The 25,134-nt window shown below is 58.5% G+C and carries 25 protein-coding genes and 2 pseudogenes; 19 read left to right on the forward strand and 8 right to left on the reverse strand.

The window, feature by feature from the left end; genetic code table 11:
* The first annotated feature begins 7 nt into the window (after positions 1-7).
* From P2W41_RS06100 to P2W41_RS06120, 5 genes are all read left to right on the forward strand, one after another.
* The gene (locus P2W41_RS06100) at positions 8-946 is read left to right on the forward strand and encodes a FliM/FliN family flagellar motor switch protein (RefSeq protein WP_404934574.1); all 939 of its coding nucleotides are present in this window, start codon (positions 8-10) and stop codon (positions 944-946) included.
* A gap of 25 nt (positions 947-971) precedes the next feature.
* Positions 972-1,358, forward strand: coding sequence for a flagellar motor switch protein FliN (gene fliN, locus P2W41_RS06105; RefSeq protein ID WP_292897002.1), 387 nt, complete (start codon positions 972-974; stop codon positions 1,356-1,358).
* Positions 1,359-1,397: 39 nt separating this feature from the next.
* Positions 1,398-2,408: a FliG C-terminal domain-containing protein gene (locus P2W41_RS06110; protein ID WP_292897001.1), complete on the forward strand. Its 1,011-nt coding sequence runs from the start codon at positions 1,398-1,400 to the stop codon at positions 2,406-2,408.
* Positions 2,409-2,490: 82 nt separating this feature from the next.
* Positions 2,491-3,561: a flagellar biosynthesis protein FlhB gene (gene flhB, locus P2W41_RS06115; RefSeq protein ID WP_292897000.1), complete on the forward strand. Its 1,071-nt coding sequence runs from the start codon at positions 2,491-2,493 to the stop codon at positions 3,559-3,561.
* A 16-nt stretch (positions 3,562-3,577) separates the two neighbouring features.
* A complete protein-coding gene (locus P2W41_RS06120) occupies positions 3,578-4,018 on the forward strand; it encodes a hypothetical protein (protein ID WP_292896999.1) in 441 nt (146 codons plus the stop codon).
* A gap of 45 nt (positions 4,019-4,063) precedes the next feature.
* On the opposite strand, the gene P2W41_RS06125 is transcribed toward P2W41_RS06120, so the two are convergent.
* From P2W41_RS06125 to P2W41_RS06135, 3 genes are all read right to left on the reverse strand, one after another.
* On the reverse strand, positions 4,064-4,723 hold the full coding sequence (locus tag P2W41_RS06125; protein ID WP_292896998.1) for a helix-turn-helix transcriptional regulator: 660 nt from the start codon (positions 4,721-4,723) through the stop codon (positions 4,064-4,066).
* 6 nt (positions 4,724-4,729) lie between these two features.
* Positions 4,730-5,422, reverse strand: a complete 693-nt coding sequence (locus P2W41_RS06130; RefSeq protein ID WP_292896997.1) for a response regulator transcription factor — start codon at positions 5,420-5,422, stop codon at positions 4,730-4,732.
* A gap of 252 nt (positions 5,423-5,674) precedes the next feature.
* Positions 5,675-6,127, reverse strand: coding sequence for a TOBE domain-containing protein (locus P2W41_RS06135; protein WP_404934575.1), 453 nt, complete (start codon positions 6,125-6,127; stop codon positions 5,675-5,677).
* Here P2W41_RS06135 and P2W41_RS06140 point away from each other — a divergent pair.
* Positions 6,108-6,338, forward strand: a pseudogene (locus P2W41_RS06140) (family 1 glycosylhydrolase). The gene P2W41_RS06135 and the pseudogene P2W41_RS06140 sit on opposite strands and share 20 nt — an antisense overlap.
* A gap of 7 nt (positions 6,339-6,345) precedes the next feature.
* Here P2W41_RS06140 and P2W41_RS06145 read toward each other — a convergent pair.
* Positions 6,346-7,128, reverse strand: a complete 783-nt coding sequence (locus tag P2W41_RS06145; protein ID WP_404934576.1) for an SDR family oxidoreductase — start codon at positions 7,126-7,128, stop codon at positions 6,346-6,348.
* A 304-nt stretch (positions 7,129-7,432) separates the two neighbouring features.
* On the opposite strand from P2W41_RS06145, the gene P2W41_RS06150 reads away from it, so the two are divergent.
* Genes P2W41_RS06150 through P2W41_RS06165 form a run of 4 tightly spaced genes read left to right on the forward strand, consistent with a single transcriptional unit; the run spans position 7,433 to position 12,215 of the window.
* Positions 7,433-9,034, forward strand: a complete 1,602-nt coding sequence (locus P2W41_RS06150) for a glucan biosynthesis protein (protein ID WP_404934577.1) — start codon at positions 7,433-7,435, stop codon at positions 9,032-9,034.
* Positions 9,018-9,173, forward strand: coding sequence for a hypothetical protein (locus P2W41_RS06155; protein ID WP_292896992.1), 156 nt, complete (start codon positions 9,018-9,020; stop codon positions 9,171-9,173). Before P2W41_RS06150 ends, P2W41_RS06155 begins: the two co-directional genes overlap by 17 nt.
* A 57-nt stretch (positions 9,174-9,230) precedes the next feature.
* A complete protein-coding gene (gene mdoH / locus P2W41_RS06160; RefSeq protein WP_404934578.1) occupies positions 9,231-11,027 on the forward strand; it encodes a glucans biosynthesis glucosyltransferase MdoH in 1,797 nt (598 codons plus the stop codon).
* A 9-nt stretch (positions 11,028-11,036) separates the two neighbouring features.
* Positions 11,037-12,215 (forward strand): OpgC family protein, encoded by a 1,179-nt coding sequence (locus P2W41_RS06165; RefSeq protein ID WP_292896991.1) that lies wholly within the window; start codon positions 11,037-11,039, stop codon positions 12,213-12,215.
* Between the two features lie 70 nt (positions 12,216-12,285).
* Here P2W41_RS06165 and P2W41_RS06170 read toward each other — a convergent pair whose 3' ends face one another.
* Entirely contained in the window at positions 12,286-13,686 is a 1,401-nt protein-coding gene (locus P2W41_RS06170; protein ID WP_404934579.1) for an FAD-binding oxidoreductase, read from the reverse strand.
* A gap of 389 nt (positions 13,687-14,075) precedes the next feature.
* On the opposite strand from P2W41_RS06170, the gene P2W41_RS06175 reads away from it, so the two are divergent.
* The 4 genes from P2W41_RS06175 to P2W41_RS06190 are packed head-to-tail and all read left to right on the forward strand — an operon-like array spanning position 14,076 to position 17,635.
* A complete protein-coding gene (locus P2W41_RS06175; protein ID WP_292896989.1) occupies positions 14,076-14,627 on the forward strand; it encodes a hypothetical protein in 552 nt (183 codons plus the stop codon).
* Positions 14,624-15,955: a GAF domain-containing protein gene (locus P2W41_RS06180; RefSeq protein ID WP_404934580.1), complete on the forward strand. Its 1,332-nt coding sequence runs from the start codon at positions 14,624-14,626 to the stop codon at positions 15,953-15,955. Before P2W41_RS06175 ends, P2W41_RS06180 begins: the two co-directional genes overlap by 4 nt.
* Positions 15,956-16,005: 50 nt before the next feature.
* A complete protein-coding gene (locus tag P2W41_RS06185) occupies positions 16,006-16,908 on the forward strand; it encodes an ROK family protein (protein ID WP_404934581.1) in 903 nt (300 codons plus the stop codon).
* Positions 16,892-17,635: a copper homeostasis protein CutC gene (locus P2W41_RS06190; protein WP_404934582.1), complete on the forward strand. Its 744-nt coding sequence runs from the start codon at positions 16,892-16,894 to the stop codon at positions 17,633-17,635. Before P2W41_RS06185 ends, P2W41_RS06190 begins: the two co-directional genes overlap by 17 nt.
* Positions 17,636-17,653: 18 nt before the next feature.
* On the opposite strand, the gene P2W41_RS06195 is transcribed toward P2W41_RS06190, so the two are convergent.
* Entirely contained in the window at positions 17,654-17,875 is a 222-nt protein-coding gene (locus tag P2W41_RS06195; protein WP_404934583.1) for a hypothetical protein, read from the reverse strand.
* Between the two features lie 69 nt (positions 17,876-17,944).
* Between P2W41_RS06195 and P2W41_RS06200 the strand changes: the two are divergent.
* Positions 17,945-18,402, forward strand: a pseudogene (locus P2W41_RS06200) (ATP-binding cassette domain-containing protein); the annotation flags it as partial.
* A 182-nt stretch (positions 18,403-18,584) separates the two neighbouring features.
* On the opposite strand, the gene dgoD reads toward P2W41_RS06200, so the two are convergent.
* Positions 18,585-19,733 (reverse strand): galactonate dehydratase, encoded by a 1,149-nt coding sequence (gene dgoD / locus P2W41_RS06205; protein ID WP_292896981.1) that lies wholly within the window; start codon positions 19,731-19,733, stop codon positions 18,585-18,587.
* A 19-nt stretch (positions 19,734-19,752) separates the two neighbouring features.
* Positions 19,753-20,475 (reverse strand): FadR/GntR family transcriptional regulator, encoded by a 723-nt coding sequence (locus P2W41_RS06210; RefSeq protein WP_404934930.1) that lies wholly within the window; start codon positions 20,473-20,475, stop codon positions 19,753-19,755.
* Between the two features lie 219 nt (positions 20,476-20,694).
* Here P2W41_RS06210 and P2W41_RS06215 point away from each other — a divergent pair, with 219 nt between their 5' ends.
* From P2W41_RS06215 to P2W41_RS06230, 4 genes are all read left to right on the forward strand, one after another.
* The gene (locus P2W41_RS06215) at positions 20,695-21,678 is read left to right on the forward strand and encodes an arabinose ABC transporter substrate-binding protein (protein ID WP_292896977.1); all 984 of its coding nucleotides are present in this window, start codon (positions 20,695-20,697) and stop codon (positions 21,676-21,678) included.
* Positions 21,679-21,781: 103 nt separating this feature from the next.
* Complete coding sequence (araG, locus tag P2W41_RS06220) at positions 21,782-23,293, forward strand: L-arabinose ABC transporter ATP-binding protein AraG (protein ID WP_404934931.1); 1,512 nt, start codon at positions 21,782-21,784, stop codon at positions 23,291-23,293.
* Between the two features lie 11 nt (positions 23,294-23,304).
* Complete coding sequence (gene araH, locus P2W41_RS06225; RefSeq protein ID WP_229448542.1) at positions 23,305-24,255, forward strand: L-arabinose ABC transporter permease AraH; 951 nt, start codon at positions 23,305-23,307, stop codon at positions 24,253-24,255.
* Between the two features lie 83 nt (positions 24,256-24,338).
* Positions 24,339-25,127 (forward strand): SDR family oxidoreductase, encoded by a 789-nt coding sequence (locus P2W41_RS06230; RefSeq protein WP_404934584.1) that lies wholly within the window; start codon positions 24,339-24,341, stop codon positions 25,125-25,127.
* Positions 25,128-25,134: the final 7 nt, after the last annotated feature.

Below are 25,134 nucleotides of genomic sequence, written 5' to 3' on the forward strand. Positions count from 1 at the left end.
GCCGATCATGGCGTTGACGGATGACCCTGAACTGATGCGCGCGCTCGTCGTGGAGCGGCTGGTGGGTGCCACCGGCGATCCGCGAAAGGTGGTTGAGGCGGCGCGGTCATGTGCGACCCGCGCGTTGCCGCGTGTCATGGAAAGTCTGGAAGAAAAGCTGCCGACGCCGATCACGGTAGATCTGGTGGATGTTGAAATCGTGCGGCTTGCCGAACTTAAGCCCCAGCCGGATTGTTGCGATGCGCTTGTGGTCGTTCCTGGCGATGCATCCGGTGATGCACTTACCATGCGGCTCGATCCCACAGCGATCTCCCTTATTGTCGGAGCCATGTTCGGAGGCAATCCTGAATTGCCGGCGGTTGCCCTCGAACGCCCGCCCTCGGCCATCGAACGGGATGTTGTAGCCCACGCTTTCGACATTTTCGCAAGGGCCCTGAACGGGAAGGGCGCCCGTTCGCTCGGATTGCGCTTGCAAATGCCGACTGTACTGGCCGGAGCTGATTTTCGGCGCTTCGTCGTGCGGGACGGCCCGGGGGTCCGCATCAGATTTGCGATTGGCGGGGAAGAGCAGGGTGGTTTTCTTACCGCCTGGATGCCGCAGCGTCTTCTGCTGGAGGTTCGCGATCCCGAAGCAGAAGACAATCGCCAGCAAAGCGCCAAGGCAGCCGACTGGCACAACCGGTTTAGCGATGAGGTCATGCGGTCGAATGTGCGCCTCAAGGCAACCATTCCGCTGATGCGCATGGCGCTTGGTCAACTCGCGTCGCTTCACGAAGGTCAGGTGATCGAATTTGGCGATGGGGCTCAACCCGAAGCGAGGCTCGCGGTGCGTGACAAGACAGTTTTCACCTGTGATTTCGGAAAAGCCGGACATCACTACACGGTGCGGATCAAACAGCCCTTTGACGCCCGCAAGGATGTCGTCGAGGGCCTTCTGGCACAATAATGTGCCGGAAAGGCGGTGAAGGAGAATGACGATGACGAATGCCGAGCCGGAGCCGCAGGAACACGGCGAGGAAGAGCTCAATAAGGCGATTGAGGAACTGAAGGACGTGCTGCACGAGGAGAATCCCGGCGGGGGTGCACGGGTCGATTCCTTCTCGGGAAATCCTGACCTGGTGATGAGCATTCCAGTTGAGGTCCAGATTGTTCTCGGCAGCGCCGAGATGCCTGTCTCGCAACTCATGGCTCTTAAAAAGGGATCGACAGTGTCGCTCAATCGGCGCGTGGGCGAGCCGGTCGAGATCGTCGTGAATGGCAGGCGTATCGCACGGGGTGAGATCACACTGGTTGATGATGATCCGTCTCGTTTCGGGGTGAAGCTCACGGAAATCGCCGGCAAGGCGTCTGTTGAATAAAGCGTATAACGAATAGCGGATAGGAAGGTCGGTTCGATCATGACGGAAGCTCTGGCTCTGACACAGGCGCAGAAGGCGGCCACCATTCTCGTGGCGATGGGCAAGCCTTCGGCGGGTCGACTTCTGAAGTTTTTCAAGCAGGACGAACTCAAGGCGCTCATGGAAGGAGCACGCCTGCTGCGAACCATTCCGCAGGCAGAGCTGGAGAAAGTCGTCAGCGAATTCGAAAGCGAATTCACTGAAGGCGCCGGGCTTCTCGATTCGGCTGACAGCATTGATACGATTCTCAACGAGACCCTCTCCGAAGAAGAAATGAACCTTCTCATGGGGCGCAATGCGCCAGCGGCCAGCGAGGCCGAAGAGGTCTGGGCCGAACTTGAGAAACTCCCTGCCGAGGAATTGATTGAACTCATCTCTGCTGAGCATCCGCAGGTGATCGCTGCCATTCTGGGCGGCATCGCTCCATCCATCGCTGCGAAAGTTCTGGTGAGCCTGGACAAAAACCTGCGGACCTCGGTCATCAGCCGGATGGCGGCGACGGGCGAAATGCCGGCTCAGGCGAAGAAACTTATCGAGAACCGCATGAGCGACCTTCTGCGCAATATGCGTGCCGGCAAGGACTCTGCCGTCGGTCTGGCGCGCGTGGCGTCGCTCCTCAATGAACTCGACAAGGACCAGGCCGACGAGGTCATTCACGAGCTGGAGCTGACTGGCACCAGCGATGTGAAAGCGATCCGCTCTCAGCTTTTCAGCTTCGAGGAAATCGTGCTGCTCGATCAGAAAGCCCGTGTCGCACTGTTCGACGGCCTGTCGAGCGAACTGGTGACGCTGGCGCTCCGCAATGCCTCCGAGGCCATTGTGGAAGCCGTGTTGTCGGCCCTTGGACAGCGCACGCGTCGCATGATCGAGGCCGAACTCAGCACCGGCTCGGAGGACGTGCCTGAGGCTGATATCCTGCAAGCTCGCAGGCGCATCTCCGCAAGTGCGGTCCAACTGGCGCAACAGGGCAATTTTGTCCTGCCCAGCATGCAGCAGCAGGAAGCCGCCTGACGCATTCACCAAGGACAAAAGCCGGTTCGCTTCCTGACGAACCCGGATCACCGTATCTGCAATCGCTTGAGCGAAGGTCCTGATGGCGGAAGGTGCCGACAAGGAAAGCAAGACCGAAGAGGCAACGGAAAAGAAAATCCGTGACTCCGTCGACAAAGGTCAGTTGCCCTTCTCCAAGGAAGTGCCGGTTTTTGCGTCCTTTCTCGCCATCCTGACTTTCACCATCTTCTTCGCACAGGACAGTGCGATGCGGCTTGGCAGCTTCCTCTCCATTTTTCTTGAGCGGGCGGACGGCTGGTCGCTGGAAACGCGCTCTGATGCGATGGCGATTTATCAGCTGGTATTCATGGAGATCGCGAAGGTCGTGGGTACCGTGATGCTGCTGCTAGTAACGGCGGGTGTCGCGGCTTCAGTGTTTCAGAACACGCCGCGCTTTGTCCTTGACCGCGTCAAACCAAAGCTCTCGCGCATTTCTCTCAAGGAAGGCTGGAGCCGGATTTTTGGCGTCAAGGGTTTTGTGGAGTTCGCAAAATCCCTGGGCAAGATCATCGTTGCAGGCGGCTTTCTTGTTCTGGCGATGCGTGAGGCAGAGACGCGATTGCTCGCCGGCATGATCACCAATCCGGTCGAATTCTCCTCGGTCATTCGCGACATCGCCGTTCAGAGTCTCGTAGTGGTGACGCTTGTGGTGGCAGTTATTGCGGTCGCCGATCTTTTCTGGACACGCCACCAATGGCGTGTCGATCTGCGCATGACGAAGCAGGAGGTCAAGGACGAGCACAAGCAGACCGAGGGCGATCCGATCGTCAAGGCGCGTCTGCGTTCGCTTGCACGCGACCGGGCTCGCCAGCGCATGATGTCTGCGGTGCCCCAAGCCACACTGGTCATAGCCAATCCAACCCACTTTGCGATTGCGCTGCGGTATCGTCGTGACGAGGATGCAGCGCCCGTGGTGGTGGCGAAGGGGCAGGACCTCATAGCCCTTCGCATCAGGGAAATTGCAACCGAGCACGGCATTCCGGTCTTCGAAGAGCCGGTTCTCGCACGCTCCATGTACAAACAAGTTTCGGTTGATAGTTTGATTCCGTCACAGTTTTACAAGGCTGTCGCGGAGTTGATCCGTCGCATCTACAGAACCGGTGAAAGACCGTAGTCAGCAGGGATACACTATGGATAAGCAGCCGCATTCGCCTGCTCGCGAAATCATCGTTGCCAACGCCATACGCGCGGTAGCGAACGAGTTGCGTCTTATCGACGTGGCCGACTATATCGCGTTCATTCGGCTTGAGAGCCTGGCGAGCGTCGCTGATATCGTCGAATCCGCTGCAGAACTCTATTTCATGCCGGGCACGTTGCGCCTGGGGCATGGCTGCGACGCGCATGTGACATGGAGCGGAAGCCCGCGCATCTCGCTCGATCTGGAATTGCGCCCGCAGGGCGCGACAGTCTATTTCACGTTGGAGCTCAGCGCTGACAATGCCGGTGTGGAGGTCAATTACGTGGCCTTCGATAACCCGTCCGAGGATCCCGAGGTGAACTCGCGGTATCTTGCGGAGGCATTGCAGGCTTCGCGTATCGTGCGCAGCGAGAGGCCACTCATCAACGGATGATCAGGGACTGGCAGTCTGATATCGCGGCAGGAGAGACGTTTTCGGTCAGTCGATCAATCCCTTGCGAAGTGCCTTGGCAACTGCGTGAACGCGATTGACGGCGTTGAGCTTTTGCGTCGTGTTCGCCAGATATTGATTGGCAGTGTGCACCGAAAGCCCCAGGCGCCTGGCGATTTCCTCGCTGGTCAATCCGTTGGCGGTTAGCTTCAGACACTGCAGTTCCCGCTTCGAAATGGCCGGACTTGCGCTTTCAGCGGGATGCGGGTCCCGCTCGATGAACTGTGTGAACAGCGCATGACACTGGCTATGGAGATCAAACAAAAGATCCCGTTCCAGTCGGATGTCCTGGCCGAGAATGAAAATCGCGCCATGATTTCGCTGGTCTGTTGCGAGCGGCAAAATCAGACCACACCCCTCGTCAAGCGGCAGGGTTTCTTCCCAGTGCATGCCGGAAGAATCGTCAGGCATGGCAATGCCCCAGAACAGGGGATGGAAGGTCTCGGAGAGTTTGTCGGCAAAACGTTTGGGTAATCGCTTTGCAAACTCGGCACTTTCGACGCTGTGCCCGGGGGCATGTTCAGCCAGACAGGGGGTCAACCTGGGTTTCGACACGCCCTGGACCAGGTAAAGATGAAACCGGTCAGCGCCGATGCTTTCGGTGAGCTCCTGCAGCTCGACTGCGATGTCCGAAAGCATCCCTGTCATACCGTTCTATATAAGTCCGTTGCGAATGGCCGTTGCAATCGCCATAGCGCGGTTTTTCGCCGCCAGCTTATGGATCGCGTGGGCGACGTAACTGTTTACTGTGTTCGATGACACGTTGATGATGAGGGATACCTCATCGGCAGTTTTTCCTTCAGAAACCCAATAGAGACATTCCCGCTCCCGCTCCGAGAGCGGCTCACCCACCGGGTTTGCTTTTGACTTGTAGCCAGAGAGAAGATGACACAGTCCCATCTGCAATCGGCGTAGCTCGGCGAGGTCGAGCGTATCTGTCTGACTGGTGGATATCAGTGCGATGTAACGCTTCTTGCCTGACGGGAGTTTGAGAAGAAATATCTCTTGTTGCTCGTGTAGCGAAAGGTTCGCCACTTCATCGCAGGCCAGGAGCGCAGATAGGGCAACCGGATGCCATCCGCGCGGCATCGCACCGGGAAAGGTGGAAATGGAACTCTCGACAAGGCGGGTGATCGCGGTCAGCCCGACATCTTCGATCGTGTCGAAAGTCCAGTTGGAAACGAGAATGCTTGCCATGCCAGTTGCGCTGTCTGGCGCGGCTTCCGCAATCAGGTAGGAGATCGGTTCGCCAGACTGGCAATAGCCGCGCGCAAGGTTGGACAGATCGCGCCGCGACACGGCTTTGGATAGCCTTGCAGTGCGTTTCTCGCGTATCTCAGTCGCCATTCAATGTCACCGCAAATCCGCACCTTCAAAGATCGGTGCCAAGGGTTTCGCGGATACGCAATACGAGGCCCGCTAAATGCTCGATCCATACAAATCTGATGGTGAAAGGGCCGGGAAGTTCAGACCGGTCATTCCATTTCGAGCAGCACAAGAGGGAGATCCAGAATGGAAGTCTGGAAGCCCCAGTAACCTCTTTATGGTTAGGTAAGCTTTCGATTCGGGTCAAGAAATCCTGCGTGCAGTTCAAACGTTTCAAATATGAAGGAACGAGCGCCCCTTTTCGGTGAAAAGACGCATCTTTTCAGGGGGCGCGGTGATGCTCACTCGATCGCCTTTGGCGTAATTCTGGACACCACCCACCTTCACGACGACTGCGTCATCCACATCTTTCACATGAAGGTAAAGATTGGTGACCTCGCCGAAGCGTTCAACGAAGTGCACGTCTCCTTCGAAAAGGAAGTCTTCGCTGTGGGCGATTCGCATGTCTTCGGGGCGTTCACCGAAATGGCACTGCGTGCCTGAGAGCGATTGGGGGAGGGAATGGGAACCATGGTATCCCGTCCACCAAGGCTGACGATGGTATTGTTGCCGGTACTCATTCTCGACGCGGGCGGGCTGGATGTGAACTATCGCCGGGCCTTCCACCGCGCCACGAAGTTCCTCCCCGATCTGGGCCAACGGGCGAGTGGATGCTGCTGCCCGCATTGTTTTCCTCAACCTACATATCGGTGCAGTACGCAGGACCCTGAGCGCAGGCGTTCCCCTGAAGGGCTACATCGTCTGGTCACTTCTGGACAATTCCGAGTAAGCGCTCGGCTATGAAAAACGCTTTGGTCTCGTGCACGTCGATTTCAAAACATTTGAGCGCACGCCCAAAGCATCATGGCATGCGCTTGGGCGTGCATTGAGGAGGTGAATCTCGCCTAGACCGAACGCGTCGCGCCGCCGTCGATGCGGACCTTGGTGCCGGTGACATAAGACGCGCGTTCGGAAGCAAGGAAAACCGCCATGTTGGCGAATTCCTCCGGATCGCCGTAACGTCCCATAGGAATGGAATCGGCGGCTGCAGCGGACACTTCCTCCAGCGGTTTGCCGGAACGATTGGCCGCCGCTGTGTCGAGTTCGACGACGCGCTGGGTGTGAATACGTCCGGGCATCAGGATGTTGACCGTAACACCGTCACGCGCAACTTCTGTCGCCAGCGTTTTCGACCAGCCGACAATTGCCGAACGAATGCCGTTCGACAGGGCCAGAATGGGGATGGGCTGCTCGACGCCAGACGAGGTCACGGTGAGGATGCGGCCCCATTTGCGCTGACGCATTGCTGGCAGGAGCCGCCCGGTCAGATGAAAGATGTTGGCGGCCATGGTCTCGAAATTCGAGATCCAGTCGCCGCGTTTTGCGTCGACCGCGCTAGCAGGAGGAGGGCCGCCCGTGTTGTTCACAAGAATGTCAACGCCCCCTTCGGCCAGAAGCCCGTCGGCCAGGTCGTCGATCGCGGCATGGTCTGAAAGATCCAGTTCATAGGCCTGGACAGTGCCTGCGCTTGCCGGCAATTCCTTTGCCCAGGCTTCGATCTTGTCCTTGCTGCGTGCGGCGGCGACCACGGTCGCTCCTTCCTTTGCCAGCCCCTGGGCTATGGCAGCGCCGAGGCCGCGGCTTGCGCCGAGCACGAGGGCGCGCTTGTTCTTCAGTCCTAGATCCATCGGCAAATTTCCCAGATTGATGTACCGCCAACAGCTTCTTATCTGGTTTGGCCATGACGGTTTGTGGTGGGTTCGCTCACGTTGGGTGAGGTGGTGTGATTGGGCACGATTCAGAACAGGATTGCAAGTCTTGAGGGGAAGCTGTACAGCGATCCGCCGCTCTGCGCTGTGCCTTCAAATCTTGGTAACGGTCAGTCTTCGAATGTTATGTCCAGTGCCGAAACAAAACCGCAATTAATGCGTTGAAAGCGCGTGGCTTGTGCCGCGGCTTCACCCTGAGTTTTCTTGCATACGAGCTCCATATATGGACCGACGATCCTTCCTTGTTTCCTGCCTGTCAGCGTCGCTGTTGGGTACCTCCAGCCTGACGGCTCTTGCAACCCAGGCGCGCGCCGAAGATCCTGCGCCGCACGGCATTGATGAGAAAGGAAAGGCACAGGCCTTTTCTTTTGACACTCTTACGGAGGCGATGAAGAGCAAGGCTTCCGAACCATTCTCAAAAGCTGAGTTCAAGTTACCGGAGCAGATAGCCGGGTTGACCTATGATGAGCATCGGGCGATTCGCTTCCGGCCCGATCATGCCCTGTGGCAGGGGGAAGCCCCTTTCGAACTCCAGGCCTTCCATATGGGATGGCTTTTCAAGGAGCCCGTGCGCCTCTATGCGGTGGACGGGAACATGGCCGAGCCGATCCTCTTCACCGGTCGCGACTTCGAGTATCGCAAGCCGCTCGATCCATCCCTGTTCGAGGATCTCGTGATGGAGGGGGAGGCAGGCTTCCGGCTTCACTATCCTCTCAATGCTCCTGATGTGATGGATGAGCTGGTCTCATTCCTCGGTGCAAGCTATTTCCGCGCACTGGGACGGGACACGCTTTACGGGTTGTCAGCGCGTGGCCTTGCCATCGACACGGCCACCGCCAATGGGGAAGAGTTCCCGCGGTTCACCGATTTCTATATCGAGAAGCCAAATCGACGCAGCAAGGAAGTGGTGGTCTATGCGGCGCTCGACAGCGAAAGTGTGACCGGCGCCTATCGCTTCGTGATAACGCCTGGGCGAAACACCGTCATGACGGTGACCGCACGTCTCTTCGCCCGCAAGGATATTGGTCGCCTCGGCGTTGCGCCAATGACATCCATGTTCCTCTTTGCCGAGAACAATGACAGCGCGTTCGATGACTATCGCGGGCAGGTCCATGACAGCGATGGTCTGAAGATCGTTCGCAAGGACGGTGACGAGCTGTGGCGCAATTTGAACAATCCCTCCCAGCTCGCAACGTCCTTCTTTTCCGAAGATAGCCCGCAGGCTTTTGGTCTGTATCAACGCGATCGTGATTTCGCGCATTTCCAGGATGCCGGCGCTCACTACGAACGCAGGCCGTCACTGCTCGTTGAGCCGCTGGAGGCCTGGGGGCGTGGCAACATTACTCTGGTGGAGATCCCCACCGACCTGGAAGTCAATGACAACATTGTCGCGTTCTGGGTGCCTGAAAGGGACGTGAAGGCGGGCGATGCACTTGAGTTCAATTACCGTTTGACGTGGGGTGCCATCGACGAGCCGACCAACCGGTTCGCCAGAGTGATGGCGCTCCGCAGTGGAGAGGGGGGTGTCTCGGGTGTCAAGAATGAGGAAGGGTTACGAAAGTTCGTCGTGGATTTCGATGGCGAAGTTCTGCGGAACCTTCCGGGCGATTCAAACATTGAAGCAGTCGTAAACGTCAGCCGGGGTGAGATTGCCCATTCCGCGGTTTCCCGCATCGAAAGCAATGGCATGTGGCGTCTGGTGATTGACCTGAAGCCGAACGGTGCGGGGCCCGTCGAAATGAGCGGGCACCTGAAGCTCGACGACAAACGCCTTTCCGAAATCTGGAGTTATCAGTGGAGAGAAACAGATGATGCACGTTCGTGAGACGGACAGCCAGCCGATGATGCCTCTCCGTCACACTCTGCCGGTGGCGCCCATGGCCATGCCCGAGCAGGTGCTTGAACGCCGGCGCGCCCGCCCGGCGCTATTCTCCATTCTGCTCAAACGATTGGCCTGGAAGTGAGCCCGGGCACGCATGTGACCGTCGGAAGGGGCGGTCATTGAACGCCGCGAGAGTGTGATGGTCAGCGTAAGACGCGTATTGTCGATCCTTTTCTGCCTGCTTATGGCGGGGCTCGTCGCTTCGCTTGCAGTCGGATATTTTTCGGCCGATGGGATCCAATGGATCGACGCCATCCGGATCGTGCTCCTGGCCGCCAGCACCGCCTGGCTAGCATGGGGCGCAGCCTATGCGTTCAACGGCTTGTTGAGCCCTCCCTTTCCGGAGAAACAGGAACCTTTCGAACTCGCTCCGACAGAGGCGCGTACAGCGGTTCTTGTCCCTGTTTACAATGAAGATCCGGTCAAGACCTTTTCCCATGTAGCCGCGATGATCGGCAGCCTCCACACGCTGGGTGCCGCCGGTCGATTTGATTTCGCGATCCTATCCGACACGAACGATGAGCGCGTTGCGGCGTTGGAAGAGCGCTGGTTCCAGCGTCTGCAGGCGGAGTGTGGAGCGCATACGGCGATCTATTATCGCCGGCGGGAGAAGAATACCGGCAAGAAGGCTGGAAACATTGCCGATTTTATCAGGACGTCCGGTGCTCTCTACGACTATATGATCGTTCTCGACGCCGACAGTCTGATGGAAGGCGCGACCATGGCCGAGATGGTGCGGCGTATGGATTGCGAGCCCAGGCTGGGTTTGCTTCAGACGCTTCCCAAGATCGTCCACGCACGCTCGTTCTTTGGTCGTGCGATGCAATTTTCTACCAGCTATTACTCCCCGATCTATACCCGTGGTCTAGCCTCATTGCAGGGTGAGGCCGGCCCGTTCTGGGGACACAACGCCATTATCCGTACGCGGGCTTTCGCTCAAAGCTGCGGGCTGCCGGAATTGTCTGGGACGCCCCCGTTCGGTGGGCATATTCTCAGCCATGACTATGTCGAAGCGGCGCTCTTGACCCGCAATGGGTGGATCGTTCGCGTCGATCCGGATCTTTCCGGTTCCTATGAGGAGGGGCCCGACAATGTGGTGGACTTTGCCAAGCGGGACCGTCGCTGGTGCCAGGGCAATCTTCAGCACGCTCGGGTGATGGTGGCTCCCGGCCTGAAGCCGTGGAGCCGGTTCGTCTTTGTCCAGAACATCATGGCCTATGTCGCATCACCGCTATGGGCATTGTTCATCATGGCCTCGATCGCGGCACCGTTGCTGAAGGGTGTGCCGGACTATTTCCCCGAACCGGGTCTGTTTCCCGTTTTTCCGCGAGTCGAACAGGGGCTTGCCCTGACCCTGCTCGTCGGCGTTTTCGGGCTGTTGATCGGGCCGAAACTACTGATCGTTCTGCGTGGAGCCTTGAGTGGCGTGAATGAGCGTTTCGGCGGTACTGGCCGGGCGCTTCTCAACACATTGACGGAGATACTATCAACCAGTCTGCTCGCGCCGATCATGCTTATGTATCAGTGCCGTGCGGTGATGGAGGTTTTTCTCGGCATGGATGGCGGCTGGCCCGCTACCGACCGGGAAGCAGGGTCTGTCAGCCTTTCTGAAGCCTGGTCTGCCAGTTGGTGGATCAGCGCCACGGGCCTCGTGACACTGGGGCTCGCTTTCCAGTTCGCCCCGGAATATGTGGGATGGCTGCTTCTTGTGGCCGGCCCCCAGGTGTTTGCACCGTTTCTCATCCATATCAGTTCGTGGAGTGCAATCGACGCTGGGGAGGGGGGGCTGTTCCAGACGGAAGACGATCGTGAACGGTCGCCGGTGGTCCTGCGTCAGGAAGCCATTCTCTCGTATTGGCGAGGCGCTGCAGAGCCTGCGCCCGCAAGCCCGCCGGTGGCAGAACCGGCGCTTGAGCCCGCTGACGCGGAGCAGTGAGGCTGCCCCATGAACGCCCCCTTCATCCCCGCAAGCGTTGGCCGTGACCAGCGCCTGGACGTGTTTCGTGGTCTCGCCCTGATCACGATCTTCATCAACCATGTGCCGGGAAATCTTTATGAGAATTTGACTTCCCGCAATTTCGGCTTTTCGGACGCAGCCGAGGCTTTTGTTCTCATGTCCGGTATTGCCGTGGGGCTCGCCTATTCGCGCGGCTTTCGCGAGGGAGCATTCCTTTCGTCCTGCATGAAGGTCTGGCGGCGCGCGGGGCTGCTCTACGTCACGCACATCGTGTCGTCACTTCTGGCCATTGCGCTGGTTGCCGGTGGAGCGCTGTATTTCGGCGTGTTCGAGATGCTCGGCCGGATCAATTTCGGACCGCTTCTCACAAAACCATTGCAGACCATGGTCGGCGTGCCACTTCTGGGCCATCAGCTTGGCTACTTCAATATCCTCCCGCTCTACGCCGTGCTTCTGCTTGCTTCGCCGTTTTACATCATGATCGGTCTGCGCAGCCCGCTCGCGTTAATCGGAGCTGCAGTTGTTGTCTGGCTACTTGCAGGCACCTTTCGCCTGAATTTGCCAAACTACCCGAATCCGGGGGGCTGGTTCTTCAATCCGGTAGCCTGGCAACTGATCTACGCTGTGGGAATTGCGGGCGGCCTGTGCATGCTTGAGGGAAGAAAGCTCGTACCCTATCGCGCGTGGCTGTTCTGGCTATGCGTCGCGTTTCTGGCATTCTCCTGCATCTGGGTGTTGCTCAAGGCGGGTGCGCTGCCAGGGCGCAAGTTTCTGCCATTCTTCATTGCGGGCTTTGACAAGACCTTTCTGGCGTTGCCGCGGCTTCTGCATGCCCTTGCGCTTGCTTATGTCCTGACCAACGTTGCCTGGGTGATCAAGGCCTTTCAATGGCCGGTTTTCCGGCCGATCGAGCTGATGGGCAGGAACGGTCTCGCCGTTTTCGCTTCAGGGTCGGTTTTGGCGATTGTGCTGCAGATCCTGCGATTGCGCTTTGAAACCGGTTTCGTTTCAGACGCCGTGTTGCTGACTGTCGGGATTGGCCTGCAATACGCAGTCGCCCTTTTCCTATCCAGGCAGAAGGCGGAACGAAAGGAAGCGCGACGCGCAGCAGAACGCAAATTCATGCCAAGCCCGCCCGAGAAAGAGCGTCTCCGCGAGGGCGCTTGACCAAAAAGCGAGAAAAACTCCGGCGCCGGAGGAAAGCCCCGACGCCGGATACGCTTGATCCGTCCTGATTTTAAACAGCGGGCGGAATATTCTGATTGAGCCGGAAGATATTGTCCGGGTCATATCGGTGTTTGATTTGCCGCAGGCGGTTCCAGGTTGCCTCGGGATATGCTTGGCGGATGCGCTGCGCACCCTCGTCGGCGAGGAAGTTCACATATGCGCCGAGGTCGTTTTCGGCCAGTTCCTTCAGACACCGAGAGACCCATTCTTCATTTCGCGCCAGTGTCTCTGGACTATCGATGGCCAGAAACACCGTCATGATCTTTCTTTGCCGATGCGCGAAAGCGGTTGCTTCCGGCGCGACGCGGGCTGCAGCTCCACCCAGCACCCTGACCTGGATCATACGCAGAGGGGCGTCGTTGCCTTCAATGAGCTCAAGCATCTTCTCCGCCTGCGCCTTTGTGACCCCGTCCATGAAGGTGGTGCGTATGGAGACCGACTGATGGAGGATCGGGTCGTCGGGCATATACATCGAGCTGTAGGGGGCTGGGCCCACAAGATCTGCTATCGGCTTCGCCAGCGCTCTGAAGGGAGCGAGCGCCTTCTCAGCCTGATCGGCCGGTCCCGCGAAGGCCATCATCCCCATGAGAACCGTTTTTCCAACCATTTCGGGCGGCAAAAAGGGCATGGGAGGTGCCGGCATCACCATCGCAATCGTTGAAAGTTCATCAGGGGCTGTCTCCGCTGCTGCTGCGAAACCGGTCAGTGTCTCGGGCGTTACGGGCAGAATGAGCGGTCCGCCAGTGAAATCGGGAAGCGGATGAAGTCGGTATTTGAAGCGTGTCACGACACCGAAATTGCCGCCGCCGCCTCTGAGGGCCCAGAACAGGTCAGGATGATTGTCGGCGTCAGCAATCAGGACTTCACCTGCGGCTGTAACCACCTCGAAGGCAAGGACGGAATCGATTGTCAGGCCGTGCTTGCGGACCATGTATCCTATGCCGCCACCGAGCGTGAGCCCACCAATGCCGACCGTGGCCGCGTCCCCAAAACCAACGATAAGCTTGCGCTTTTCGACCTCGGCAGTAACCTCGCCAGCCGTGAGCCCGGCGCCAGCCCAGACCCAGCTTTGATCCTGTGCGAATTCAAGCGCGTTCAGGTCGCGCAGATCGATCACGATGCCGCCGGAACAGGAGCCATGGCCGCATGTGGAGTGTCCCCCGCTTCGAACCGCTATTTCGATGCCCTGTTCCCGGGCAAAGCGCAGGGTGAGCGCCACATCGTGTACGTCGGCCACCCGCATGATCAATGCGGGTTGGTGGTCCCAGTTGTTGTTCGCGAGTATCCGAGCCTGCTCATATTCAGCATCCGAAGGTCGGATGGGCTTGCCCTTAACCTGCGTCAGAAGCGGCTTCAGGCGAAGCCCTGCCGCGTCGGATAAATCCGTTTCTGGACGAATGAGATAATTCATCTTGCTTATCCTGGTTGAACTATTTCGGTGTCCCATGCGGGAGAGACGCACCGTCTTTGGCCGCTACTCCGCACACAACAGCTTGGAACCAGCGCTCAGACATTCGGGGGCGGTGGTCAGGGAAGGGTTCAGACCCGTTCCCGTATCGGCGTATCCCCGCGCCAAGTTTTGGCGTCCGTCTTCGCGCTTCTTCCTTGCGGTTGCTTCGGGTTGATCGCTGCTGACGTTGCCATGAACGCGGCAGCGAATGACCAGTCGAATAGTTCACCGGGATTTCCGGAGCCTGCTAAATCTAGCTGCAAGAGATCATAAAAAAATGCTAAATAGCCTTCTTGCGCGTCGGGATGGGCCTGCATCCCTCAAGCGATCCAGGGAAAGCGAAACCAGACATGCCGCGCGCCCAGCGCCCTCATTCTCCTGAAGCCGAGTTGGAGGCGCTCAGCGCCTGCAAGGACGATCTTGGTTCGGGCAGCGTTCTGACGGCTGAACTTGCAGAGTTCTGTCAGAGCGGTGTCAGTGTGATTATCGCGGTCGGGGGCAGGGGCAATGTTCCACTGAGCGGTCAGGGTTGCGCGTGTCGTGTCCTGGAAGACGGGCGCATGCGCATCCTCCTGTTGCGCAGAAGCAGTCATGCGCTACTTGCCGCAGCGGATCGGGGCGCTCCGGTCGCTGTCACCTTCAGTCAACCGCTTACCCATCGATCCATCCAGATCAAGGGGATCAACGCTGCCACTGGTGAACCCTCATTGAGCGACAGGCAGGCTGCGGTGGAGCAGTTGGCTGGACTCGAGCAGGAACTTCGCGATGTGGATTATGCCCGCAGCTTCACCGAAGCGTATTGTGCGGTCGACGTGGGCGATCTCGTCGCGCTCGATTTTGATCCAGTTGCCGCGTTTGTGCAGACCCCGGGACCGGGGGCTGGGGCGGAACTGCGCAAATGATGACACCTAGGCTTCCCGAGATACGCAACGCGCTTGAGGGCATCGTTCCTTCGATACTTGCCACGGCTGACGTTGACGGTATCCCCAATGTGTCTTTGATTTCACATGTGCAGTATGTCGATCCCGATCACGTTGCACTGTCCTATCAGTTCTTCAACAAGACCCGCCGCAATCTGCTCGCGACCAGACTGGCTTCCGTCACTGTTGTCGACCCGGATACGAATGCGCAGTATCGCCTCACGCTGGAATATCTGGAAACGCAGACGAGCGGTCCACTGTTTGAGATCATGCGTGCCAAGCTTGCAGGAATTGCCTCGCATAGCGGCATGCAGGATGTTTTCCGTCTGCTTGGTTCCGATGTTTTTCGTGTGCGTGAGATAGAGCCGGTCGCGAGCGAGGTGATGGCCCGGCCCACGAAGCGCAATGCACTGGCGGCCGCACGGCGTAGCTGCGAGCAGTTTTCACGAGCCTCTGAGATGGGGGAATTGTTCGATACGCTGCTCGCCTGTCTGCAGCAGCATTTCGGGATCGAGCACGCCATGGTGTTGATGCTCGACCAGATCTCCAACCGCCTCTACACGGTCAGTTCGCGTGGCTATCCCTTCTCCGGCATCGGTTCCGAAGTTGGCCTCGGGGATGGCGTGATCGGGGTCGCAGCCGCACAGCGCGTTCCCATTCGCATTGGGCATATGACGTCGCAATATACCTATCGCGCTGCCGTTCTGGACAGTGCCAGGGCGGCCGGGCTGGAGTGGGCATGTGCCAATGCCATCGCCTTCCCGGGCCTTGAGGCACCGCAGAGCCAGATTGCCGTTCCCATTCTGTGTGAAGACCAGACGATGGGGGTGCTGTTTGCCGAAAGCACAGAGCCCAACCAGTTTGGCTATGACGAAGAGGATGCGCTGACCCTGATTGCGGAGCTTGTGTCTGCGCGGGTTGCGCTATTGCAGAAAGACGAGACTGCCGAGCGCGCGCAGCCGGCTCTCTCGGGAAGTGATGCCGGTGGCAAGGCCATTCGGCTCCGACATTACAGGATCGACAATTCGGTCTTTGTCGACGATGTCTACATCATTCGTGGCGTGGCGGGTGCTATCCTCTGGAAGCTTGCGCGGGAACATGCGCAGAGTGGGCGTGTCGCGTTCACCAATCGGGAACTCCGTCTCGATCCAGCGCTGAGATTGCCCGACTACATCGACAATCTGGAGGCGCGGCTGTTGTTGCTTCAACGACGATTGAGCGAGCGCGGAGCAGGTATCGTCATCGACAAATGTGGTCGTGGCCGCTTTCGGTTCCTTGTCGAGGGCAAACTTTCTCTGGAGGAGACCTGAGAAGGAATTGGCCTGCTCCACCGAAGTTCGGCCAACACGAAAGGGCTGATATGACATGCTGTTTTGACATCGGCGGCTCCAAAACCGTTGTTGCCGACATGGGCGAGAACGAAAAGCCTGTCATCCGCCACCGGCAGGTCACACCTGCGGACGATTATGGCGCGTTTCTTGAAACAGTGAAGGCGATGGCGGGAGAGGCCAGCACGCCCGTTGGCATCTCGATCGCGGCGGTGATCGATCCGCATACCGGATTGGCGCGCAGTGCCAATATTCCCTGCATTACGGGCCGCAATCTCGCCGGGGATCTGGGTGAAACTCTGGCGCGTCCGGTTTATGTCATGAACGATGCGAACGCATTTGCGTTTGCCGAGGCCAAGGCGGGGGTAGGTGTGGGGCACCGGCATGTTCTTGCGGCGATTGTTGGCACCGGTATTGGTGGTGCAGTCATTATCGACGGGAAAGTGATGACCGGTGCCACGGGCAATGCGGGAGAGTGGGGGCATGGGCCGGCCAGTGCGATGCGGACCGGTACTCTGCTGCCTGCTATCGAATGCGGGTGCGGGCAGACGGGGTGTGTCGATACGCTTGGCGCCGCGCGCGGCATCGAACGACTGCACGAGCACCTTCATGGTCTTGAGAGTGATAGTTACGAAATTCTTGCGCAATGGCACGGTGGAGGAGAACAGGCGACGCGGACCGTCGACGTGTTTCTGGACATTGTCGGTGGAGCACTGGCCAACATGGTCAATATGATCGACCCTTCCATCGTACCGGTCAGTGGTGGCTTGGCACAGGACGAACTGCTCATGGAGGCACTCGATGCCGAGGTGCGTCAGCGCTGCCTCATAGAACGCAGGGACCGATTGCTCGTCCCTGTACGGGGTGGAGTTGAGAGCGCACTGATCGGGGCTGCGATCTTTGCAAGGGAGGCACACGATGCGGGCAACCCTTGAGGTCTGTGTCGACACTCTGGAGGGAGTGGAAGCGTGCGTTGAGGGTGAGGTCGACCGTATTGAGTTGTGTTCGGCATTGCCGCTTGGCGGGCTCACACCCTCTCATGGCTTGATGCGGGCGGCAGCCAAATGCGGCGTGCCCGCCTACGCGATGATCCGGCCACGTCAGGGTGATTTCTGCTTCAATGCGGGGGAGATCACTCTGATGCAGGATGATATTGCGGCCGCTCGGGAAGCAGGGCTCGCAGGCGTTGTGCTTGGAGTGGCGACTGTCGAGGGTGTGCTCGACAAGGATGCTCTTGAAATGTTGAGCGAAACAAGTGCGGGCATGGGGCGCACGCTCCACCGTGTCATCGACACGGTGGAGGATCGGCTGGCGGCAATCGACCTTGCTGTTCTGCTCGGCTTTGAAAGAATTTTGTCGTCCGGCGGCGCTCCGACGGTTCTGGAGGGGCAGAATGCGCTCGCAGCCATGCGCGCCCATGCGGGCGATCGCATCGAGATCATGGCAGGTTCGGGCCTGAAGCCGGAAAATCTGGGTGAGATTGCGCGTGCCACCGGTATTCGGTCGTTTCATGCCTCCTGCAGCGTGTCAGTCGGGGTTGATCATGAGATCGTTGGCTTCGGCTTTTCCTCCAGTGCGGCGCGGCAAACGTCCGCGCGGAAAATTCGCGACATGAAAGACGTGTTGAAACGTCTTGACCTCGCCGATCAGACGAGGAACTGAGATCTGGCGTTGGGAGAATTATTTGCCATCCGTGTCCTGCCAGTCTTTTGGCAGGTTCGGTTCCTGAACAAGTGGTGCCAGTAGAACCTTGTCATGGATCGGGCCATGGCGTTTGCGCTGTTCGGTGTCTTCCTTGAAGGAAAGCGCATACTGGCCGATCTGGTGGAAATAGGTGAGGCCGGCCCGCACGGATGCTTGGGCTCTGCGCGTACTTCGCAACGCATTCGGACCGCGCGCCAAGGAGCTTTCAGCATGAGCAACACGCCCGGCGAAAATCGGGCACGCTTTGGCGTTCCGGAGAACTCCATGATGTTCGCCCGCGGTGTGCGCAAATCTCACGGCCAGCTTGAAGTTCTCAAGGGCGTGGACTTCGATGTGCCAACCGGCTCGGTTGCCTGCATCATCGGGCCATCGGGCTCCGGAAAGAGAACGTTTCTGCGCTGCATCAACCATCTGGAAAAGCTCACCGGTGGGATCCTTCTCGTCGATGGCGCTTTCGTGGGGTACGACCTGCGTGGTGACCGTCTCTATGAGGTGAAGGACGACGAACTCTGCCAGCGGCGAGCTGAGATCGGCATGTTGTTCCAGTCGTTCAACCTGTTCTCTCATATGACGGTGATGGAGAACCTTATTGAAGCGCCCATCCATGTGCGTCGTTTGACTGTCGTCCAGGTGAAAGCCGAGGCTCCGGAACTGCTGGCTCGCGTGGGCTTTCCGACAAGATCGACCGGAATGCGCGAGAATTGTCGGGCGGTCAGCAGCAGCAGGTGGCTATCGCCCGCGCCATGGTGATGAAACCCAAGGTGCTTCTCTTTGACGAACCGACCCCTGCGCTTGATCCGGAGCTCGTGGGGGAGGTGCTTCAGGTAATGCGCGACCTGGCCGAAGCCGGCATGACCATGGTCATGGTTGCCCATGAGATCGGTTTGCCGGTGAAATCGGCGCCCGGTTACCATTCGGCAATTGATCCGTCCTCGTGGCGCCACACCGGTGCGCGCCAGCGGTGCCCGATCTCTGCCTGCTTTCGCACAAATTCCTCGTTCACCCGAATGCCGAGACCGGGTCCCCTGGGGATTTTCAGAAAGCCGTCCTCCAGTTCAAAACCATGACCCGGCTCGAGATAGTCGGCCATGTCCTGGGTGGCATTGTAATGGATGCCAAGGCTCTGTTCCTGGATGAAGGCGTTGTGACAGACGGCATCCACCTGCAGACAGGCGGCCAGCGCGATGGGTCCCAGCGGGCAATGCGGTGCAAGGGCCACATCATAGGCTTCGGCCCAGTGTGCGATGCGCAGCATTTCGGAGATCCCGCCGACATGTGCGGTGTCCGGGTTGATTACGCTTGCTGCCCGCTGTTCGAACACCGGCTTGAAGTCGAAGCGCGAATGCAGCCGCTCGCCGATGCACAGAGGGATGGATGTCTGACGGGAGAGATCGGCCAGCGTGCCGATATGAGCGGAATCGACCGCGTCTTCGATGAATATCGGTCTGAGATGCTCGATTTCCTTCAGCAATTGCTTCGACATCGGGGCGTGAACTCGGCCGTGGAAATCGAAAGCGAGGTCCATCTCGGTCCCGACGGCAGAACGCAGATCCGACAATTGCTGGACGACGCCATCGAGCTTCTTGTAGCTGTCGATGATCTGCATTTCCGCGCAGGCGTTGAATTTGCAGGCATCGAACCCCCGCTTCATCAGGTCTTTCGCGCCAGCAACGAGATCCGAAGGACGGTCGCCGCCGATCCAGCAATAGCTTCGGATCTTGTCGCGGACGGCACCGCCCAGGAGGTCGTGAACGGGAGCGTTGTAATATTGCCCCTTGATGTCCCAGAGCGCCATGTCGATGCCTGACAGGGCGCTCATCAGCACCGGCCCGCCACGATAGCATCCGTTCCGGTAGAGCATGTGCCAGATGTCTTCGATCCGCATGGGATCGGCACCGATGAGAAAGTCGGAGAACTCTTCGATCTTGGCTGCGAGCGTTGCCGCGTGACCTTCCAGAACGGGTTCGCCCCAGCCGGAAATCCCTTCATCGGTTTCAATCTTGAGAAAAAGCCAACGCGGCGGAACAAGGAAAGTGGTGAGTTTGGTTATCTTCATGAAAACGTGTCTTTTTGCGTTATGATTTGACAGACCGGGCGGCACTCACATCGTGCTTGGCCTTGGCAATAAGCGCGAGGGCGAGCTTGCGTGCGCCTTCGCTGTCGCGCAATCGTAGCGCCTCGACCAGCGCCCCATGTTGCCCGATCGATTCTTCGAGATTCTCGGCCGAATGCGCCGATGTCGACAGCATGAAGTTCAAGGCCGGATCCATAAGAGCGCCGAACTGCTGGAAAATGCGGTTGTGGCTGGCTTTCAGAAGGAGCTCATGAAAGACAGTGTCAGCGGCGATAAAGGCCTCGATATCGTTGCCGGCTTTCGCCATCGCCTGCCACGCCGCTTCGATATCGGCGATTTCCTGCATCGTGGCCCGCCGCGCGGCCAGTTCTGCCGCCATCGGCTCAATCGCGCCGCGCGCTTCCAGGATACAGTCGACCAGCCCCATCCTGTCGAGGTTGGGGCCAATCCATTCAAGGACCTGGTTGTCAAGAATGTTCCATTCGTCCTGCGGACACACGATGGTCCCGATGCGAGGGCGGCTTACAACCAGACCCTTGGCCTGAAGGATTTTCAGTGCTTCCCGGATGACCGTGCGGCTGACGCCGTAATCTTCGCAAAGGTCGTTCTCCCTCGGCAAATTGGAGCCTTCCGCGAACTTTCCCGAAAATATGTCCTGGGCGAGACACTGCGCCACCGACAGGCGGACCCGTGGACGGATCGACTTGCCCGCCGGAGCATCCATGGTTGAAACGGTCACTGTCCTGTTGCCTCCACATTCTCTTTCCCGCTGGCTTTCCGGGAAAGCCGCGAGAGGGGTTCTTGTCGGCAGTCATGGCCGTCTTTTGTTCGTTGTCAAATCAATAGCATTATTTATCATACAAATGCAATTGACTAATATGATAATTGGACGTAATTTTCACCCGCTCTCAGGAGGGCGTCGCAGAGCAACAGGGAGGTTCTCATGCGTTTTCTGAAAACCGCAGCAATGGCTGCGATTGCCGGCACGCTTCTGGCCGGATCGGCGCTGGCCGATGAAGTGAAGATCGGTTTTCTGGTTAAGCAGCCGGAAGAACCGTGGTTTCAGGATGAATGGAAGTTTGCTGATATAGCTGCTTCTGAAAAAGGCTTCACGCTGGTCAAAATCGGCGCGGAAGATGGCGAGAAAGTCATGTCAGCCATCGATAATCTCGGTGTCCAGGGTGTTCAGGGCTTCATTATCTGTACGCCTGACGTGAAGCTCGGGCCGGGCATTGTCGCCAAGGCTGCCGCTAATGGCCTCAAGCTGATGACGGTCGATGACAGGCTGGTCGGATCCGATGGAGAGCCCCTTGCGGATGTGCCGCATATGGGAATTTCGGCCGTGAAGATTGGCGAGACCGCCGGTGAAGCCATCGTTGCCGAGATCAAGAATCGCGGTTGGGACATGAGCACGGTCGGTGCGATCCGGGTTTCATACGATCAGCTTCCGACAGCAGTCGATCGGGTCGAGGGCGCGATTGCAAAGCTCAAAGAGGCTGGATTTCCGGAAGCCAACATCTTTGATGCGCCGCAGGCGCGTACGGACACCGAGGCTGCTCTCAATGCAGCGACCGTGGTTCTGAACAAGAATGCGGACATCAAGCATTGGGTTGCTTTCGGACTCAACGATGAGGCTGTCCTTGGCGCGGTGCGCGCTGCGGAAGGCGTGGGAATTGGCGCCGATGGCATGATCGGTGTGGGCATTGGTGGCGCAGATTCGGCGATCAACGAATTCAAGAAGCCCGAGCCAACGGGTTTCTTCGGAACGGTGATCATTTCACCGAAGCGCCATGGCTATGAGACCGCACTCAACATGCATGAGTGGATTGTCGACGGCAAGGAGCCCGAGAAGCTGATCCTGACGTCCGGCGCCTTGGCGCTACGCGACAACTATCAGGATGTCCGCAAGGAACTCGGCATCGAATAGCCGGCGGTTTCCATGCAGCCGGCGTGCAATCATGCCGGCTGCTCTCTTCCCGCCTCTCTGGCGGGTTTCCGACACTGGCTATGCTTTGGAGGAAGCCGGCTTCATGTCTGCCTATCTCGAATTCTCCGGCATCTCGAAGAGTTATCCCGGCGTCAAAGCGCTTTCCGATGTTTCGTTTGGAGTTCGCAAAGGCGCGGTACATGGCTTGATGGGCGAGAACGGCGCCGGGAAATCCACGCTGATCCGCATTCTTTCCGGCGATGCTGCTGCCGATGAAGGCACTGTGCGCATAGACGGGGAGACGCAGAACTACCAGTCGACCCGCGATGCCTTCGATGCTGGCGTCGTTGTCATTCATCAGGAATTGCAACTGGTGCCGGGGCTTACAGTTGCAGAGAACCTCTGCCTTGGACGGTTTCCTGCAACCGGCGGCGTCATCGGTTTCAGCGCCATGTATGAGGATGTCCGGCGCAAACTCGAGCTTGCCGGAATCTCCGTCGATCCGACGCGCAAGGTTGCAGAGCTTTCCATCGGTGAACGCCAGATGGTCGAAATCGCGAAAGCCGTCATGCTCGATGCGCGTGTCATCGCGCTGGATGAACCGACCTCCTCACTATCCTCTCGTGAGAGCGAAATTCTTTTCACTCTGATCGACAGGCTGAGGGAGGATGGCCGCGTCATTCTCTACATTTCCCATCGGCTGGATGAAGTCTTCCGCCTCTGTGACAGCCTCACGGTTCTGCGCGACGGCAGACTTGCTGCCCATCACGAGACAATCGAAGGGGTCACGCGCGAGCAAATCGTCTCCGAAATGGTCGGGCGCGAAATCAGCGACATCTGGGGGTGGCGCGCGCGTCCCGTCGGAGCGGTCGAGCTGGAGGTGGAAGGGGTTCACGGCGAGAAGCTGCCCGTTCCCGCCTCCTTCGAGGCGCGAAAGGGGGAAATACTCGGGTTCTTCGGCCTTATAGGAGCGGGGCGTTCGGAGCTCTTGCGCATGATCAGTGGTGCCGATCCGCGCGCCGGAGGACATGTGCGTGTCGGCGGCGTGGACATCGGGTCAGGCCAACCGGCAGAGGCGATCCGCAAGGGGGTCGTTCTGTGCTCCGAGGATCGCAAGTTCGACGGCATCATCCAGGGCCGTTCGCTTGAAGAGAACATCCTTATCTCTTCGCGCCGTCATCTGACACGGTTCGGTGTGCTTGATCTGCGCCAGGAGGGGCAGGTCGCCGAGACCTTTCTGAAGAAACTGAGGGTGCGCACACCCTCGCGCAAGCAGGACATCATCAACCTGTCCGGCGGAAATCAGCAGAAAGTCATTCTCTGCCGCTGGCTCTCGGAAAAGGGTGTCAGGGTTCTACTCATCGACGAACCGACGCGCGGCATCGATGTCGGCGCCAAATCCGAAATCTACGACATTCTCTATCAGCTCGCGGAGGAGGGGATGGCCATAGTCGTCATTTCCAGCGAATTGCCCGAAGTGATGGGCATTTGCGACCGCATCCTCGTGATGTGCGAAGGGCGCATCAGCGCGGAGATCAAGCGAGCCGACTTCAACGAACAATCCATCCTCGCCGCCGCGCTGCCGGACGAGGCCAGCGCCGCGTCGGTCGGTTAAGAGGCTTCACGATGACGACTTCCATCAAAAAGCTCATCCTGGGCGACCAGGGACTGCTTGTAATTTTCATTCTCGCCTTCGCGCTCGTGTCGCTGACGGTTCCCAACTTCCTGACCGAACGCAACATGCTCGGTCTCTTACAGTCCGTTGTTACCGTTGGTGTGATTGCCTGTACGATGATGTTTTGTCTTGCGGCGCGCGATTTCGACCTTTCCGTCGGCTCCAATGTTGCTTTTTGCGGCATGGTCGCGGTGATGGCGTCGAATGCCACCGGGTCCATCTTTCTGGGTATTCTGACCGCGCTGGCTGCGGGCGCGCTGGTCGGCCTTTTCAATGGCGTGGTCATCGCCAAATTTCGCATCAACGCGCTGATCACCACGCTGGCAACCATGCAGATCGTGCGCGGGCTTGCGCTCATCTCGTCGGACGGGCGGGCTGTCGGTATCGACGATCCCATGTTCTACCAGCTGGCTCTTTCCAAGTTTCTGGGTGTTCCGACTCCGATCTGGGTGTTGGCGGCTCTCTTCGTCATTTTCGGTTTTGTCCTGAACCGCACGGTTTTCGGCAAGAACACGCTTGCCATGGGCGGCAATCCGGAAGCCTCAAGACTTGCGGGTGTCAATGTCGACTGGATGCGAATCTGGATTTTCACGCTGCAGGGCTTCATCTGTGCGGTGGCCGGCATCCTGCTTGCGTCCCGCATCACATCCGGGCAGCCGAATGCGGCTACGGGGCTCGAGCTCTCCGTGATTTCGGCCTGCGTTCTGGGTGGGGTGTCGCTGGCTGGGGGGCGGGCGACAATGACCGGTGTGATCGTCGGTGTGATGATCATGGGCATCGCCGAAAACGTCATGAATCTTTTGAATATTCAGGCTTTCTATCAATATGTGGTGCGCGGGTTCATCCTGTTGCTTGCCGTGTTGCTCGATAATATGCGGTCGAGTGCAATCGGGCGACGCTGATGCAGGATGGCGTGTTGTAGATATTGGATTTGCTTTTCATTCAGGGAACGTTTGGCGGCGCCTTGGACATCGGGAGAGATCGCATGACATCTGGACAGGGACGGTTGAGCGGCAAGCGCATCTTTCTGACAGGCGCTGCTCAGGGCATAGGCCGGGCGATCGCCGAAGCCTGCCTGCGCGAAGGGGCTTCTCTGTTTCTTGTGGACCGGGATGAGACACTTCTTGAGCAGACGGTTGACGAACTCGGTGGGGCCGAGGGGCGGCTAGCCTATGCTGTTGCAGATATCTCTGATGCCTCTGCCATCAAGGCGGCGGCGGATATGGCGGGAAACACGATCGGGACACCCAACGCGCTTATCAACAATGCCGGTGTCAATGTTTTTCATAAACCGCTCGAGACGGACGATGAAGAATGGGCGCGCTGTTTCGATATTAATCTGAAAGGAGCATGGCACTGTTGCCGTTCGTTGTTGCCTGGCATGATTGAAGGAGGCGGCGGCGCAATCCTCAACATCGCCTCGACCCATAGTTTCACAATTATCCCGCACACCTTTCCGTATCCAGTGGCCAAGCATGCCCTCTTGGGCATGACGAAGGCGCTGGCGTTGGAATATGCGGGAAGGGGTGTGCGGGTGAATGCCATCGCGCCCGGCTATGTCGAAACCCAGAAGAATGTGGATTACTGGAACAGTTTTCCCGATCCGGATGCTGCGCGGGCCGAGACCATGGCCATGCATCCGGGCGGTCGCATCGCAACGCCTGACGAGATCGCCATGGCGTCGGTTTTTATGATCTCCGACGAATGTCCCTTCATGAATGCCGCCTGCCTCGTTATTGATGGTGGTCTGAGCGTTTTGCAGCATCCGGCCTGAGTTCACT

It is taken from the genome of Nitratireductor sp. L15S-10, assembly GCF_045011005.1.
Taxonomy (GTDB): Bacteria; Pseudomonadota; Alphaproteobacteria; order Rhizobiales; family Rhizobiaceae; genus Nitratireductor.